At 70.5% G+C, this 15,923-nt stretch carries 13 protein-coding genes; all 13 read left to right on the top strand.

Going from position 1 to position 15,923, the window contains the following annotated elements; all coding sequences use genetic code 11:
• Positions 1 to 49: 49 nt before the first annotated feature.
• The 13 genes from IEV65_RS12245 to nuoN are packed head-to-tail and all read left to right on the top strand — an operon-like array spanning position 50 to position 15,907.
• Entirely contained in the window at positions 50 to 604 is a 555-nt protein-coding gene (locus IEV65_RS12245) for a NuoB/complex I 20 kDa subunit family protein (protein WP_188431195.1), read from the top strand.
• On the top strand, positions 601 to 1,410 hold the full coding sequence (locus IEV65_RS12240) for an NADH-quinone oxidoreductase subunit C (protein WP_188431193.1): 810 nt from the start codon (positions 601 to 603) through the stop codon (positions 1,408 to 1,410). Before IEV65_RS12245 ends, IEV65_RS12240 begins: the two co-directional genes overlap by 4 nt.
• A complete protein-coding gene (locus IEV65_RS12235; RefSeq protein ID WP_229735230.1) occupies positions 1,407 to 2,831 on the top strand; it encodes an NADH-quinone oxidoreductase subunit D in 1,425 nt (474 codons plus the stop codon). The genes IEV65_RS12240 and IEV65_RS12235 overlap by 4 nt, the downstream gene beginning before the upstream one ends.
• 17 nt (positions 2,832 to 2,848) lie before the next feature.
• The gene (nuoE, locus tag IEV65_RS12230) at positions 2,849 to 3,700 is read left to right on the top strand and encodes an NADH-quinone oxidoreductase subunit NuoE (protein WP_188431191.1); all 852 of its coding nucleotides are present in this window, start codon (positions 2,849 to 2,851) and stop codon (positions 3,698 to 3,700) included.
• The gene (gene nuoF / locus IEV65_RS12225; protein WP_188431190.1) at positions 3,697 to 5,010 is read left to right on the top strand and encodes an NADH-quinone oxidoreductase subunit NuoF; all 1,314 of its coding nucleotides are present in this window, start codon (positions 3,697 to 3,699) and stop codon (positions 5,008 to 5,010) included. Before nuoE ends, nuoF begins: the two co-directional genes overlap by 4 nt.
• Positions 5,007 to 7,589, top strand: a complete 2,583-nt coding sequence (locus IEV65_RS12220) for an NADH-quinone oxidoreductase subunit G (protein ID WP_188431188.1) — start codon at positions 5,007 to 5,009, stop codon at positions 7,587 to 7,589. The genes nuoF and IEV65_RS12220 overlap by 4 nt, the downstream gene beginning before the upstream one ends.
• A complete protein-coding gene (gene nuoH, locus IEV65_RS12215) occupies positions 7,586 to 8,995 on the top strand; it encodes an NADH-quinone oxidoreductase subunit NuoH (protein ID WP_188431186.1) in 1,410 nt (469 codons plus the stop codon). Before IEV65_RS12220 ends, nuoH begins: the two co-directional genes overlap by 4 nt.
• A gap of 49 nt (positions 8,996 to 9,044) precedes the next feature.
• Positions 9,045 to 9,689, top strand: coding sequence for an NADH-quinone oxidoreductase subunit NuoI (gene nuoI / locus IEV65_RS12210; RefSeq protein WP_188431589.1), 645 nt, complete (start codon positions 9,045 to 9,047; stop codon positions 9,687 to 9,689).
• A complete protein-coding gene (locus tag IEV65_RS12205) occupies positions 9,686 to 10,555 on the top strand; it encodes an NADH-quinone oxidoreductase subunit J (protein WP_188431184.1) in 870 nt (289 codons plus the stop codon). The genes nuoI and IEV65_RS12205 overlap by 4 nt, the downstream gene beginning before the upstream one ends.
• A complete protein-coding gene (gene nuoK / locus IEV65_RS12200) occupies positions 10,555 to 10,854 on the top strand; it encodes an NADH-quinone oxidoreductase subunit NuoK (RefSeq protein ID WP_188431182.1) in 300 nt (99 codons plus the stop codon). The genes IEV65_RS12205 and nuoK overlap by 1 nt, the downstream gene beginning before the upstream one ends.
• A 15-nt stretch (positions 10,855 to 10,869) precedes the next feature.
• Positions 10,870 to 12,843: an NADH-quinone oxidoreductase subunit L gene (gene nuoL / locus IEV65_RS12195; RefSeq protein WP_371870170.1), complete on the top strand. Its 1,974-nt coding sequence runs from the start codon at positions 10,870 to 10,872 to the stop codon at positions 12,841 to 12,843.
• Positions 12,843 to 14,369, top strand: a complete 1,527-nt coding sequence (locus IEV65_RS12190) for an NADH-quinone oxidoreductase subunit M (protein WP_229735229.1) — start codon at positions 12,843 to 12,845, stop codon at positions 14,367 to 14,369. The genes nuoL and IEV65_RS12190 overlap by 1 nt, the downstream gene beginning before the upstream one ends.
• Entirely contained in the window at positions 14,369 to 15,907 is a 1,539-nt protein-coding gene (gene nuoN / locus IEV65_RS12185; RefSeq protein WP_188431180.1) for an NADH-quinone oxidoreductase subunit NuoN, read from the top strand. Before IEV65_RS12190 ends, nuoN begins: the two co-directional genes overlap by 1 nt.
• Positions 15,908 to 15,923: the final 16 nt, after the last annotated feature.

The following is a 15,923-nucleotide window of genomic DNA, read 5'->3' as shown; positions in this document are numbered from 1 at the left end:
CGGCGTGCGGGAAGCTGTCCCGTCCCGGCGGAAGGAATGGGTGAGACAGATGGGTCTTGAGGACAAGATTCCCGGCGGCATCATGCTCAGCACCGTCGAGGGCCTGGTCGGCCAGCTGCGTCAGCAGTCGGTCTGGCCGGCGACCTTCGGTCTGGCCTGCTGCGCGATCGAGATGATGGCGGTCGGCACGCCCGACTACGACATCGCGCGCTTCGGCATGGAGCGCTTCGCGGCGACCCCCCGTCAGGCCGACCTGATGATCGTCGCGGGACGCGTCTCGCAGAAGATGGCCCCGGTCGTGCGCCAGGTCTACGACCAGATGCCCAACCCCAAGTGGGTCATCTCGATGGGTGTGTGCGCCAGCTCGGGCGGCATGTTCAACAACTACGCGATCGTCCAGGGCGTCGACCACATCGTGCCCGTCGACATCTACCTGCCCGGCTGCCCGCCCCGGCCGGAGATGCTGCTCAACGCGCTCCTGGAGCTGCAGCGCCAGATCCGTGAGTTCAAGTTCGGCTCCAGCCGCGAGGAGGCCGCCCGCGCCGCCGAGCGCGCGGCGCTCGCCGCGGTGCCGCTGCACGACCAGAAGGGTTTGCTCGCGTGACGACCACCGGACCGGAGACCCCGGACAAGACCCCGCCGTCGCAGACCACGACGCGCGACGAGGCCAACCAGCCCTCGCAGACCGAGGAGCAGGTCGTCGACACCACGACCGCCCAGGCCGGCGCGGCCGTCGTGCCCGCGGGCGCCGGCGAGCCCACCGTCGTGGCGCACCGCACGGGCATGTTCGGCGGCTCACTCGGCGGTGACACCAGCGGCTACGGCGGTCTCGACGTGCCCGTCCTCTTCCCGGGCGCGTCCGAGCGGCCCTACGGCTCCTACTTCGACGAGGTCGTCGACGCCCTCCAGGCGGCGGCCCCCGAGGCCTTCGCCGCCGGCGTCGAGCGGGTCGTCGTCGACCGCGGGGAGCTGACCCTCGTGGTGCGCCGTGAGCAGCTGCGCGCGCTCGTGGCGGCGCTCCGTGACGACGCCCGGCTGCGCTTCGAGGTCATCTCCGGCGTGTCCGGGGTCCACTGGCCCCAGCAGACCGGTGCCGAGCTGCACGCGGTCTACCACTTCGTGTCGATCACGCACGGCACGCGCCGCGTCCGCCTCGACGTCAGCTGCCCCGACGAGGACCCCCGGGTCCCGAGCATCGTGGACATCTACCCGGGCAACGACTGGCACGAGCGCGAGACCTTCGACATGTTCGGGATCGTCTTCGAGGGCCACCCCGGCCTGACCCGCATCCTCATGCCGGACGACTGGGCCGGACACCCCCAGCGCAAGGACTACCCCCTGGGTGGCGTCCCGGTGGAGTACCACGGCGCGACCATCCCGGCACCCGACCAGCGGAGGAGCTACAAGTGACCTACTCCGGCCAGCACGACCCCACCTTCGTGGGCTCCCGCGCCGACGACGGCGCGGAGTACCTCGACTCCGTCGGGACCGGCGACCTCTACGCCGGGGGCGACGAGTTCGCCGACTCCGTCGACAGCGGCGCCGTCTACACCGCCGGCGGCGGCGACTGGGACCAGATCGTCAAGGACGTGGCGACGCTCGGCGCCGAGCGCATCGTCGTCAACATGGGTCCCCAGCACCCCTCGACGCACGGCGTGCTGCGCCTGGTGCTCGAGCTGGACGGCGAGACCGTCCGCGAGGCCCGCGCCGGCATCGGCTTCCTGCACACCGGCATCGAGAAGAACATGGAGTACCGCACGTTCGTGCAGGGCACCACGTTCTGCACCCGGATGGACTACCTGACGCCGATCTTCAACGAGGCCGCCTACTGCCTGGCGGTCGAGAAGCTGCTCGGCATCACCGACCAGATCCCGCAGCGCGCCAGCGACATCCGCGTGCTGATGATGGAGCTCAACCGCATCGGCTCCCACCTGATCTGCCTGGCGACGGGCGGCATGGAGCTGGGCGCGACGACGATCATGACGGTCGGCTTCCGCGAGCGCGAGCGCATCCTGCGCTTCTTCGAGGCCGTCAGCGGTCTGCGCATGAACCACGCCTACGTCCGACCGGGCGGCGTGGCCCAGGACGTCCTGCCCGAGCACCTCGACCAGCTCGAGTCCGAGCTCCCGGCCCTGCGTCGCGGCATCCGGGAGATCGAGCTCCTCCTCCTCGAGAACCCTGTCTTCAAGGGCCGCACCGTCGACGTGGGTCACCTCTCCCTCACGGGCTGCATGGCGCTGGGGGTCACCGGGCCGATCCTGCGCTCGACCGGCCTGCCGCACGACCTGCGCAAGTCCGACCCGTACTGCGGCTACGAGACCTACGACTTCGACGTGGTCACCCGCCAGGACGCCGACGCCTACGGCCGTGTCGTCATCCGGCTGGACGAGATCTGGCAGTCGCTGCGGATCGCCGAGCAGGCCATCGCCCGGCTGCGCGCCAGCCAGGGCGAGCCGGTCATGGTGGCCGACCGCAAGATCGCCTGGCCGGCGCAGCTGTCCGTGGGCGCCGACGGCCAGGGCAACTCCCTGGACCACATCCGCGAGATCATGGGCGAGTCGATGGAGTCGCTCATCCACCACTTCAAGCTGGTCACCGAGGGCTTCCGCGTCCCGCCGGGGCAGGCCTACGCCGCGATCGAGTCGCCCAAGGGCGAGCTCGGCGTGCACCTGGTCTCCGACGGCGGCACCCGCCCCTACCGCGCGCACTTCCGGGACCCCAGCTTCCACAACCTGCAGGCGGCCTCGGCCCTGGCGGAGGGCGGCCTGGTCGCCGACGTCATCGTCGCTGTCGCGTCGATCGACCCGGTGATGGGAGGCGTGGACCGCTGACCGCGGCCCGACGACACATGAGCAACGACACTTTCCACGGCGAGGCACCGCTCCACCACCAGACGCCCCTCCAGGCGTCGGAGGAGCCGTACGCCGACGACGTCCTGGAGCAGCTGCGCACCGACGCGGCCGCGATCATCGCGCGCTACCCGCAGAAGCGCTCGGCCCTGCTGCCGATGCTGCACCTCGTCCAGTCGGTCGACGGCTACGTCACCGGCCGCGGGGTCCACTTCTGCGCCGAGCAGCTGGACCTGACCACGGCCGAGGTCAGCGGCGTCGCGACCTTCTACACCCAGTACAAGCGCCACCCCAACGGCGAGTACACCGTCGGCGTCTGCACCAACACCCTGTGCGCCATCATGGGTGGCGACCAGATCTTCGACGAGGTCAGCGAGCACCTGGGCGTCGGGCACGACGAGACCACCGCCGACGGCAAGATCACCCTGGAGCGGGTCGAGTGCAACGCGGCCTGCGACTTCGCACCCGTCGTGATGGTCAACTGGGAGTTCTTCGACAACCAGACCCCCGACTCCACCAAGGACATCGTCGACCGGCTCCGGGCCGGCGAGGAGGTCGCCCCGACCCGCGGCCCGCGCAGCGTCTGCAGCTTCAAGCACGTCTCCCGCGTGCTGGCCGGCTTCCCCGACGGCCTGGCCGACGAGGGTGTCGGCGCCGGTGAGGCCTCGGTGCGCGGCACGCTCCTGGCCCGCGAGCAGGGTTGGACCGCTCCCGGCGACGAGCGCGCGGACACCAGCGCCAGCCCCGCTGCGCAGGCCGAGGAAGGCCTGGCGCCGGGACGGCATACCTCCGTCAACGCGGGCACCAACGCGCCCGACGAGCTGCCCAAGTCCAAGGAGGACGGCCAGTGAGCACCGTGCTGACCCCGGTCCTGACCAAGTTCTGGGACCACCCGCAGTCCTGGACCCTGGAGACCTACGAGGCCAACGAGGGCTACCAGGCCCTGCGCGCCGCGCTCCAGAAGGACCCCGCCGACCTGGTCGCGATGGCCAAGGACTCCGGCCTGCGCGGCCGTGGCGGCGCCGGCTTCCCGACCGGTATGAAGTGGGGCTTCCTGCCCCCGCCGGACGGTGGCCCCCGCTACCTCGTCGTCAACGCCGACGAGTCCGAGCCGGGCACCTGCAAGGACATCCCGCTGCTCATGGCCGCCCCGCAGTTCCTCATCGAGGGCATGGCCATCACCTCCTTCGCGATCGGCTGCAACCACGCGTTCGTCTACCTGCGCGGCGAGGTCGTGCACGTCTACCGCCGCCTGATGCGCGCGGTGGAGGAGGCCTACGCCAAGGGCTACCTCGGCAAGAACATCCTTGGTTCCGGCTTCGACCTGGACATCACCGTCCATGCCGGTGCCGGCGCCTACATCTGCGGTGAGGAGACGGCGCTGCTCGACTCGCTCGAGGGTCGGCGCGGCCAGCCGCGCCTCAAGCCGCCGTTCCCCGCGGTCGCCGGTCTCTACGCGCGCCCGACCGTCGTCAACAACGTCGAGTCGATCGCCTCGATCCCCCCGATCGTGCTGCACGGCGCCGACTGGTTCTCGGGCATGGGCACCGAGCGGTCCCAGGGCTTCGGCATCTTCAGCCTCTCCGGTCACGTCGCCCGCCCCGGCCAGTACGAGGCACCGCTCGGCATCACGCTGCGCGAGCTCATCGACATGGCCGGCGGGATGCGCAACGGTCACCGGCTGAAGTTCTGGACGCCGGGAGGCTCCTCCACGCCGATCTTCACCGACGCCCACCTCGACGTCCCGCTCGACTTCGAGTCGGTCGCCAAGGAGGGCTCGATGCTCGGCACGCGAGCCCTGCAGATCTTCGACGAGACCACCTCGGTGGTGCACGCCGTCGCCCGCTGGACCGAGTTCTACCAGCACGAGTCGTGCGGCAAGTGCACCCCGTGCCGCGAGGGCACCTTCTGGCTCAAGCAGATCATGAACCGCCTCGAGAACGGCCAGGGCCACGAGGGCGACATCGAGAAGCTGGACGACATCTGCGACAACATCCTCGGCCGCGCGTTCTGCGCGCTGGGTGACGGTGCGACCAGCCCCGTGACCTCGGCCATCCAGTACTTCCGCGAGGAGTTCGAGCAGGGGATGACCACGCCCTGGTACGAGCTCTTCCCGCCGGAGCGCTCCACCCTGTTCGCGAAGGAGAGCCAGCCCGCATGACCGTCACGACCTCCCCCGCAGCAGGCGGCAACTCCGTCTCCGACGGCGGCGACGCCACGACCGAGAAGCCGACCGTGAAGATGGTCGAGCTGACCATCGACGAGGTGCCGGTGTCCGTCCCCGAGGGCACCCTCGTCATCCGTGCCGCCGAGCAGGTCGGCATCCACATCCCGCGCTTCTGCGACCACCCGCTCCTGGAGCCCGTGGGCGCCTGCCGCCAGTGCCTCGTGGACGTGGCCATGCCGGACCGCGAGGGCAACCTCAAGCCGATGCCCAAGCCGCAGGCCTCCTGCACGATGGTCGTCGGGCCGGGCATGGAGGTGAAGACCCAGCACACCAGCGCGGTCGCCGACAAGGCCCAGCACGGCGTGATGGAGCTGCTGCTCATCAACCACCCGCTCGACTGCCCGGTCTGCGACAAGGGCGGTGAGTGCCCGCTGCAGAACCAGGCCATGTCCAACGGCCGCCCGACCTCGCGCTTCGAGGACATCAAGCGGACCTTCCCCAAGCCCGTCAACATCTCCAGCCAGGTCCTGCTCGACCGCGAGCGCTGCGTCCTGTGCGCCCGCTGCACCCGCTTCTCCGACCAGATCGCCGGCGACCCCTTCATCGCCCTGATCGAGCGCGGCGCGCTCCAGCAGGTCGGCATCTACGAGGAGAAGCCCTTCGAGAGCTACTTCTCGGGCAACACCGTGCAGATCTGCCCGGTGGGCGCGCTCACCGGGGCGGCCTACCGCTTCCGCTCGCGCCCGTTCGACCTCGTCTCCACGCCCAGCGTCTGCGAGCACTGCGCGTCCGGGTGCTCCCTGCGCACCGACCACCGCCGCGGATCGGTCCTGCGCCGGATGGCGATCAACGACCCGCAGGTCAACGAGGAGTGGAACTGCGACAAGGGTCGGTGGGCCTTCACCTACCCGACCCTGCCGGACCGCCTGCGCGACCCGGTGGCCCGCGGCACCGACGGCGAGTATGCCGTCGTCTCCTGGCAGCAGGCCTACGCCGCCGCGGCGGCCGGCCTGCGCGGCGCCCGCGCGGCGGGAGTGCTGGTCGGTGGCCGGGTGAGCGTCGAGGACGCCTACGCCTACGCCAAGCTGGCCCGCGTCGCCCTCGGCACCAACGACGTCGACCACCGTGCGCGGCCGGTCAGCCAGGAGGAGACGGACTTCCTCGCCTCCAGCGTCGTCGGTCAGCGCGAGGTGAGCTACGAGACCCTCGAGCAGGCCCCGTCGGTCCTGCTCGTCGGCCTCGAGCCCGAGGACGAGAGCCCGATGATCTTCCTGCGCCTGCGCAAGGCCATGCGCACGAACAAGACGCAGGTGTATGCCGTCGCCCCCTTCGCGACGCGCGGTCTGACCAAGATGGGCGGCACGCTGCTGGCGTCGGCCCCGGGCACCGAGGCCGAGGTGCTCGTCGCGCTGGCGCAGCACCGCGAGAGCGGCGCGAGCCGCCCGGTCGACGGCGCCACCGAGGCCCTGCCGGGTGCGACCACCGCCGAGGCTCGGACGAGCGAGTACACCCTCGCCGCCGACGCGCTCACCGCTGGCTCGGTCATCCTCGTCGGAGAGCGCCTGGCGACCGTGCCGGGCGCGCTGTCCGCCGCTGCCGCGCTGGCGGAGCGCACCGGCGCCGCACTGGCGTGGGTCCCGCGCCGCGCCGGCGAGCGGGGCGGCATCGAGGTCGGCACGCTTCCGACGCTGCTGCCCGGCGGTCGCCTCGTCAGCGACGAGGCCGCCCGCGGCCAGGTCGCCACGGCCTGGGGCGTGGACGGCCCGGGGCTGCCCGCGACCCCCGGTCGCGACACGACAGCGATCCTGGAGGCCGCCGCACGCGGCGAGATCGACGCCCTGGTGGTCGGCGGTCTCGAGATCGACGACCTGCCCGACCCGGCGTTGGCGCGTCAGGCCCTCGAGCGGGCCTTCGTCGTCAGCCTCGAGGTGCGCGAGACCGAGGTGCACGCCTACGCCGACGTGATCCTGCCGGTCGCGCCGCAGCAGGAGAAGGCAGGCGCCTACGCCGACTGGGAGGGCCGCCTGCGGCTCTTCGAGCAGGCCCTGGACAGCTCCTCGCTCTCCGACCACGTCGTGCTGGACCGCCTCGCCGCCGCCCTGGGCGTGTCGCTCGGGACGGGGTCGGTGGACGCCGTCCGCGCCGAGCTCACCTCGCTCGGCACCGTCGACTCCCGCCCCGCGGCACCCACCGTCAGCCCGGTCGGACCGGCCGCGCCGGGGGAGGGTGAGGCTGTCCTCGCCACCTGGCACCACCTGCTCGACGCGGGGTCCCTGCAGGACGGCGAGCCCTTCCTGGCCGGCACCGCGCCGCAGTCGCGGGCCCGCGTGTCCGCTGGCACCGCCGCCGCGCTGGGCCTGGCCGACGACGACCTGGTGTCGGTGTCGACCGACCGTGGCTCGATCGTGCTGCCGGTCACCGTGACGGCGATGCACGACGGTGTCGTGTGGGTGCCGACCAACTCCACCGGCTCCGCGGTCCGGGCCACCCTCGGGGTGGACGCCGGCGCCGTGGTCCGTATCGCCGCGGCGGGCACCCCCGACGCGCAGACCGACCTGCGAGGTGAGGCATGAGCCTGCTCACGGCATACCCCGACCTGATCAGCGCCGGACTGGCGCTGCCGGCGACGGACGGGCCGGTGGCCGACTTCAGCGACACGCCGGTCTGGCTGTCGCTGGTCAAGGCGGCCTTCCTGTTCGTCTACGTCGTGCTCTCGGTCGTCGTCGTCATCTGGTTCGAGCGCCGCGTCATCGGCCGGATGCAGCAGCGTCCCGGCCCCAACCGCTTCGGTCCGCTGGGCATCCTGCAGACCCTGGCCGACGGCATCAAGCTCTTCCTCAAGGAGGACGTGACGCCGAAGAACGCCGACAAGCTGATGTTCATCGCCGCCCCGCTGATCGTCGCGTCGCTGGCCTTCGTGTCCTTCGCGATCATCCCGCTCGGCGGTGAGGTGAGCATGTTCGGGCACACCACGCCGCTGCAGCTGACCGACACCCCGGTCGCCGTGCTGCTCGTGCTCGCGGTCGCCGGCGTGGGGGCCTACGGCTTCGTGCTGGCCGGCTGGTCCTCGGGCTCGACCTACCCGCTGCTCGGCGGTCTGCGCTCCACCGCGCAGGTCATCTCCTACGAGATCGCGATGGGCCTGTCCCTGGTCGCCGTCTTCCTCTACTCCGGGTCGATGTCGACCAGCCAGATCGTGGAGCTGCAGTCGCAGGAGTGGTTCCTGGGCATCCCGGGCTGGTATGTCGTGCCGCTCTTCTTCAGCTTCGTCGTCTACGTCATCACGATGGTGGGCGAGACCAACCGCCTGCCCTTCGACCTGGCCGAGGGCGAGGGCGAGCTCGGCGGTGGCTTCCACACCGAGTACTCCTCGATGAAGTTCGGCATGTTCTTCCTCGGTGAGTACATCAACATGTTCACCGTCTCGGCGCTGGCGACCACGCTGTTCCTCGGTGGCTTCCACGCCCCCTGGCCGCTGAACCTCATCAACGACGACATGCTCAGCGAGGGCTGGTGGGGTCTGCTCTGGTTCACCCTGAAGATGTGGAGCTTCATCTTCCTTTTCGTGTGGCTGCGCGGCTCCCTGCCCCGGGTCCGCTACGACCAGTTCATGAAGCTGGGGTGGAAGATCCTCATCCCGCTGTCGTTGGTCTGGGTGATCGCCGTGATGCTCATCCGGGCGGCCCAGGAGGGCTACTTCGGTGAGGGCCGCTGGGTGACCGTGGCCACCCTGGCGCTCATCGGCCTGTTCGTCATCGCCGGCATCTTCGTGTGGGACCGCTACGCCCAGCGGCGTGCGGTCGCACGGGAGGAGCGCATGGCGGTCCCCGCGGAGGTCGACCCGTTCGCGGGTGGCTACCCGGTCCCGCCGCTGCCCGGGCAGAAGCTCGTCGAGCCGCGACGCGCGGTCGAGGCCGCAGCACCCGTGGCCGTCAGCACGTCCACCACCACCCACGACACGGAGGAGCGCCGTGGCTGACCAGACCGACCCGACCGTCGAGCCGACGGGGGACGCGCAGGCGCCGAGCGTGCGCGAGCGCGCCGCCGCGCCGGCCCGACCCGCGGACAGCGGCTCCCAGAAGCCGGAGCCCGGCTTCCTGTCCCAGCTCTTCGCCCCGGTGGCCGGCTTCGGGGTCACCTTCGCGACGATGTTCCGCAAGGTGCCCACCCAGGAGTACCCCGAGGTCAAGTTCCCGACCGCCAAGCGCTTCCACGGCCGGCACCAGCTCAACCGTCACCCTGACGGTCTGGAGAAGTGCGTGGGCTGCGAGCTGTGCGCGTGGGCCTGCCCCGCGGACGCGATCTACGTGGAGGGCGCCGACAACACCCCGGAGGCGCGGTTCTCCCCGGGGGAGCGTTACGGCCGCGTCTACCAGATCAACTACCTGCGGTGCATCTTCTGCGGGCTGTGCATCGAGGCGTGCCCCACCCGCGCGCTGACGATGACCAACGAGTACGAGCTCACGGACCCCTCCCGCCAGGCGCTCATCTACGAGAAGCACCAGCTGCTCGCCCCGCTGCGGCCCGACATGCTCGCCCCGCCGTTCCCGATGGCCGAGGGCATGGAGGAGCGCGACTACTACCGCGGTCAGGTCACCGGCCCGACCCAGGTGCAGAAGGACCACGTCGCCGAGCGTGACGCCGCCGCCGCGCGCGAGGAGGTCTCCCGATGACCCCGGCCGCCCCGACCGTCATCGACGGTCTCGAGCTGGTCCTCTTCTGGCTCGCCGCCGCCACCACGGTGGTCGGCGCCCTCGGGCTGCTCTTCGCCCGCAAGGCGGTGCACGCCGCCATGGCCATGGCCATGGTGATGGTCACCCTGGGTGTCGTCTACATCGTCCAGGGCGCGGAGTTCGTCGGGATCATCCAGGTGTTCGTCTACTCCGGCGCCGTGATGATGCTCTTCCTCTTCGTCGTCATGCTCGTCGGTGTCGACGCCTCGGACTCGATGGTGGAGACCCTGCGCGGCCAGCGCTTCTGGGCCTACCTGCTCGGCGGTCTCTTCGCCGTCGCCGCCGTGTTCGGTCTGACGCGCGTCGAGTGGCCCACCCCGACCGGTCTGGCCTCGGCGCAGACCGAGGGCACGGTGACCTCGCTGGCCCGCGAGATCTTCGAGCGTCAGGTGCTCAGCTTCGAGGTGCTCGGTGCGCTGCTCGTCATCGCGGTCATGGGCGCGATGGTGCTGGCCCACCGCGAGCGGCTGGTGCCTCGCCGCACCCAGCGCGAGATGGCCGACGAGCGCGTGCGCTCCAACCGCTGGGTGGCCGGCAAGCCCAACCCCGGCGTCTACGCCCGCCACAACGCGGCGGACACCCCGGCCCTGGCGCCCGACGGCACCCCCGTCGAGGAGTCGGTGCCGCGCGTGCTCGTCGCCCGCGGTCAAGTCGCCTCGCCCGAGCAGTTCCGCCTGCCCGGGTCGCCCGGCGCCACCGACGTCTCGGCGAAGAAGGGCTCCTCGGTCCGCACCGCCGACTTCACCTCGTTCGACCCGGACACCCCGCAGGTCGACCGCACCGACGACCAGGAGGGTGAGCGCTGATGGGCGTGGAGGCCTACGTCTACCTGGCGGTCGTGCTCTTCACGATCGGCGCCCTCACGGTGCTGACCCGCCGCAACACGATCATCGTCTTCATGGGCATCGAGCTCATGCTCAACGCCTGCAACCTGGCGCTGGTGACCTTCGCGCGCCTGCACGGCTCGCTCGACGGACTGGTCTACACCCTGTTCGTCATGGTGGTCGCGGCCGCCGAGGTCGTGGTCGGCCTGGCGATCATCATGTCCATCTTCCGTGCGCGTCGTTCGGCCTCGGTCGACGACGCCAACCTGCTCAAGCTGTAAGGAGCGCGCGTGTTTGTGCACGACCTGAGCCACGGGCTGGTGTCCTCCAGCTACGCGCTCGCCGAGGCGGGCGGCGCGAGCGCCGTCCATGCCAGCGAGGCGAGCGGTATCGCCGCCGTCGGCTGGCTGATGATCGCGCTGCCGCTCGTCGGTGCCGCGCTGCTTCTCCTGGGCGGGCGAGCCACCGACTCCTGGGGGCCGCTGCTGGCCACCGCCCTGTCCTGGGGCAGCTTCGTGGTCGGCGTCGCCGTCGTCGCCCAGCTGCTGGGAGCACCGGCCGAGGAGCGTTCGCTGAGCGTCCCGCTGTGGGACTGGATCGGGGTGGGCGACCTGTCCATCGCGGCGGGCCTGCTCATCGACCCCCTGTCGATGGCGTTCGTCATGCTCATCACCTTCGTCGGCTCGCTCATCCACGTCTACTCCCTGGGCTACATGGAGCACGACCCGGACAAGCGACGCTTCTTCGCCTACCTCAACCTGTTCGTCGCCTCGATGCTCATCCTCGTGCTGGCGGACTCCTACGTCCTGCTCTTCGTGGGCTGGGAGGGCGTCGGTCTGGCGTCCTACCTGCTCATCGGCTTCTGGAACTGGAACCCGCCCTACGCCGCGGCCGCCAACAAGGCCTTCATCGTCAACCGCATCGGTGACTTCGGGCTGATCATCGGCATGGGTCTGATGCTCACCACCTTCGGCGCGCTCGACTTCGCCACGGTGCACGGCAACGCCGGCCAGGCCGCCGAGCTCACCCTGACGCTGATCGGGCTGGCGCTGCTGCTCGGTGCCTGCGGCAAGTCCGCCCAGTTCCCGCTGCAGAGCTGGCTCGGCGACGCGATGGCCGGCCCGACGCCGGTCTCCGCGCTGATCCACGCCGCGACGATGGTCACCGCGGGCGTCTACCTCGTCGCCCGCAGCCAGGCCATCTACGACCTCACCCCCGATGCCCGCCTGGCCGTGGCCGTCGTCGGCACCATCACGCTGGTCTACGGGGCGATCGTCGGCTGCGCCAAGGACGACATCAAGAAGGCCCTCGCGGCCTCGACCATGTCGCAGATCGGCTACATGATGCTCGGCGTCGGCCTGGGCCCGGTGGGCTACACCTTCGCGATCTTCCACCTGCTCACGCACGGCTTCTTCAAGGCCGGCATGTTCCTCGGTGCCGGATCCGTCATGCACGCGATGAAGGACACCGTGGACATGCGCCGCTTCGGCGCGCTCGGTCGCAAGATCCCCATCACCTGGCTGACCTTCGGCGCCGGCTGGCTCGCGATCATCGGCTTCCCGCTGCTGTCCGGCTGGTGGTCCAAGGACCTCATCATCGAGGCGGCCTTCGTCGGTGAGGGCTGGCGTCCGTGGGTGTTCGGCGGCGCTGCCCTGATCGCGGCCGGTATCACGGCCTTCTACATGTCGCGACTGTTCTTCATGACCTTCCACGGCAAGGCCCGCTGGGAGGACGACGTGCACCCCCACGAGGCGCCGCTGACGATGACCGTCCCGATGATGATCCTGGCCGTCGGCTCGGTCGCTCTCGGCGCGGCCCTCTGGCCCACCGGCATCTTCGAGTCGTGGATGGAGCCGGTCTTCGGGCACGCCGTCCACCACGAGCCCGTCATCCCGGTCCTGGCCATCCAGGTCGCGGTCTTCGTGCTGATGCTCATCGGGGTCGGCCTGGCGTGGAAGATGTACGTCGCGGACGAGGTCCCGGTCGAGGCTCCCCGCGGCAACGCCCTGACCCGCGCGGCCCGTAAGGACCTCTACCAGGACGAGGCCAACGACGCCTTCTTCGTCCACCCGGTGACGTCGCTGGCACGCACCGCGATCGAGGCGGACGCCGACGTGGTGCACGGCGCGCTGGCCGGCGGCACCACCGCCGGCGTCAGCGGGCTGGCCTCGGCCCTGCGGAGGGCCCAGAACGGGTTCGTCCGCTCCTATGCCCTGACGATGCTGCTCGGTGTCGTCGCCATCCTCGGAGCTGTGTGGGTGATGCAGTGATGAACTTTCCCTGGTTGACCACGCTGCTGGTCCTGCCGCTCGTCGGTGCCCTCGTGGTGGCGCTGCTGCCGCGTGGCAGCGCGTCCGTGCGCCCCGTCGCCCTCGGTTTCTCCCTGCTCACCCTCGCGGTGGCGGTGGGGGCGACGACCCAGTACTCCATCGGGTCGGGGGAGCAGTTCCAGCTCACCGAGATCTACCCCTGGATCCCTCAGTTCGGCGTCTCCTACGCGCTGGGCGTCGACGGCATCTCGCTGTCGATGATCCTGCTCGGCCTGGTCCTCGTGCCGATCTGCATCGTCGCCGCCTGGGACGACGTCCCCGCGACGGACCGGCGTCAGCACACCTACTTCGCGCTGATGCTGGCGCTCACGTCGATGATCGTCGGCGTCTTCGCCGCGATCGACGTCTTCCTGTTCTACGTCTTCTTCGAGGCGATGCTCATCCCGGTGTACTTCCTCATCGGGATGTTCGGCGGTGCCCGAAGGGCCCGCGCCGCCACGACCTTCCTCCTGTACTCCCTCGCCGGCGGCCTCATCATGCTGGTCGCGGTCATCGCGCTCTACCTCGCGGGGCCGCGCGGGACCGAGGGATTCCTCGTCAGCAACCTCGTCGGGCTGGACCTGTCGGTGGAGGCCGGGCGCTGGCTCTTCCTCGGCTTCTTCCTCGCCTTCGCGATCAAGGCGCCGATGTGGCCCGTGCACACCTGGCTGCCGCTCGCCGCGGAGCAGGCCCGTCCGGCCACGTCCGTGCTGCTGGTCGGTGTGCTCGACAAGGTCGGCACCTACGGCATGATCCGCTTCTGCCTCAGCTTCTTCCCCGAGGCCAGCCAGTGGGCCACGCCCCTCATCCTCGTGCTCGCGCTCGCCTCGATGATCATCGGCGCGTTCCTCGCGATCAACCAGGACGACATGCTGCGCCTCATCGCCTACACCTCGGTGAGCCACTTCGGGTTCATCGTCATGGGCATCTTCGCCTTCACGACGGTCACCCAGGCCGGTGCGACGCTCTACATGGTCAACCACGGCTTCACCACCGCGGGCCTGTTCCTCGTGGCCGGGATGCTCATCGCGCGCCGTGGCTCCCGGGACATCCGCGACTTCGGCGGCTGGCAGCGGGTCACCCCGCTCATCGCCGGTGCGCTCCTGGTCTCGGGCCTGTCCGGTCTGGCGCTGCCGGGCCTGAACTCCTTCGTCAGCGAGTTCATGGTCATCGTCGGGCTGTTCGAGCGGCACCCGTGGATCGGGGTGCTCGCCGCCACCGGCGTCATCTGGGCGGCCACCTACATCCTGGTGATGTACAAGCGGATCGCCACCGGGCCCCGTCCCGAGCTCGACGTGCCCGACATGACGGGCCGCGAGAAGTTCGTCGTGGCGCCGATCATCGCCGCCTTCCTCGTCCTGGGCTTCTTCCCCAAGCCGGTGCTCGACCTGCTCGAGCCGGCCGTGCAGCAGACCCTGCAGCACGTCGGGATCTCCGACCCCGCCCCGGCGATCGACACCACCACCGCTGAGGGGAGTGGCCGCTGATGGCCGACCTGTTCACCGCGCCCGAGATCGACTTCGTCGGGCTGCTGCCGATGCTCATCGTCTTCGTCGGCGGTCTCGTGGGCTGCCTCGTCGAGGGCTTTGCCGGTCGCGCCCAGCGGTATGCCGTGCAGGTGCCCCTCGCCGTCGCCACCCTCGTGCTGGCCTTCGTGGCGCTCGTCGTCCTCGCCCCGGACCACCAGGGCATCACCGGCGCCGGCACGGTCGCGCTCGACGGCCCGGCGCAGCTGCTGCAGGGCCTCATCGTCGTCCTGGCGCTGCTGGGCATGCTGGTGATGGCCGAGCGGCTCGGCGGTCAGCAGCCGGACGCCTTCACCCAGTCCGGCGCCTCGGCGCCCGGCTCGGCCGAGGAGGCCTACGCCGGGCGGCTGGGCGCGACGACCACCGAGGTCTTCCCGCTCACGCTGCTCTCGGTCGGCGGCATGATGCTCTTCGTCAGCGCCAACGACCTGCTCCTGCTGTTCATCGCCCTCGAGGTGCTGTCGCTGCCGCTGTACATCCTCACCGGACTGGCCCGCCGTCGCCGCCTGCTCTCGCAGGAGGCCTCGCTGAAGTACTTCCTCCTGGGCTCCTTCAGCTCGGCGTTCTTCCTCTTCGGCGCCGTCCTGCTCTACGGCTTCGCCGGCTCGATGCGCCTGGACGAGATCGCGGCGGCGATCAGCAGCACCGCCGGTATGGACGGCCTGCTCGTGCCGGGCATCCTGCTCGTGGCGGTCGGACTGCTCTTCAAGGTCGGTGCGGTGCCGTTCCACGCGTGGACCCCGGACGTCTACCAGGGCGCCCCCACCCCGGTCACCGGGTTCATGGCCGCGTGCACGAAGGTCGCCGCGTTCGGCGCCATGCTGCGCCTCTTCTACGTCGCCGTCGAGGGCGCCCGTCTGGAGTGGCAGCCGGTCGTCGCGACCGTCGCGGCCCTCTCCATGGTGGTGGGCGCTGTCCTCTCGGTCGTGCAGACCGACGTCAAGCGCATCCTGGCCTACTCCTCGATCGCCCACGCCGGATTCATCCTGACCGGTCTGGTCTCGATGGACCAGGCCGGCATCTCCTCGACGATGTTCTACCTGGCGACCTACGGCTTCATGACGATCCCGGCCTTCGCGATCGTGGCGCTGGTCCGCTCCTCGGGCACCGAGGCGACCCAGATCGGCCAGTGGTCGGGGCTGGGCCGCCGCGCGCCGTGGCTGTCCGCGGGCTTCACCTTCCTCATGCTGGCCTTCGCCGGCATCCCGCTGACCTCCGGCTTCACCGGCAAGTTCGCGGTCTTCGCCGCGGCGATCAGCCAGGGCTACGCCTGGCTCGCGGTCATCGGCGTCCTGGCCAGCGCGGTCACGGCCTACATCTACTTCGCCCTGGTGGTCCGGATGTGGCTCGGTGACGAGGCCGGCGACACCCAGGTCGCGGCTCCCTCGCTGCTCACGATCTTCGCGATCGTGGCCGGCGTGGCCGTCACCCTGGGTCTGGGCATCATGCCCTCTCCGCTGCTCGATCTCGCGCAGAGCACCTCGGTCTTCCTGCGGTGAGCGTGGCGAGTCCGCA

This window comes from Ornithinimicrobium tianjinense, assembly GCF_014636495.1.
Taxonomy (GTDB): domain Bacteria; phylum Actinomycetota; class Actinomycetes; order Actinomycetales; family Dermatophilaceae; genus Ornithinicoccus; species Ornithinicoccus tianjinensis.
Note: the sequence above shows the minus strand (reverse complement) of the source record. Positions and strands in the feature narration are given on the sequence as shown.

Coding starts and splice junctions, on each gene's coding strand:
- IEV65_RS12245 (WP_188431195.1), top strand. CDS start 50: ATGGGTCTTGAGGACAAGATTCCCGGCGGCATCATGCTCAGCACCGTC.
- IEV65_RS12190 (WP_229735229.1), top strand. CDS start 12,843: ATGAACTTTCCCTGGTTGACCACGCTGCTGGTCCTGCCGCTCGTCGGT.
- nuoN (WP_188431180.1), top strand. CDS start 14,369: ATGGCCGACCTGTTCACCGCGCCCGAGATCGACTTCGTCGGGCTGCTG.
- nuoH (WP_188431186.1), top strand. CDS start 7,586: ATGAGCCTGCTCACGGCATACCCCGACCTGATCAGCGCCGGACTGGCG.
- nuoE (WP_188431191.1), top strand. CDS start 2,849: ATGAGCAACGACACTTTCCACGGCGAGGCACCGCTCCACCACCAGACG.
- IEV65_RS12220 (WP_188431188.1), top strand. CDS start 5,007: ATGACCGTCACGACCTCCCCCGCAGCAGGCGGCAACTCCGTCTCCGAC.
- nuoK (WP_188431182.1), top strand. CDS start 10,555: ATGGGCGTGGAGGCCTACGTCTACCTGGCGGTCGTGCTCTTCACGATC.
- IEV65_RS12205 (WP_188431184.1), top strand. CDS start 9,686: ATGACCCCGGCCGCCCCGACCGTCATCGACGGTCTCGAGCTGGTCCTC.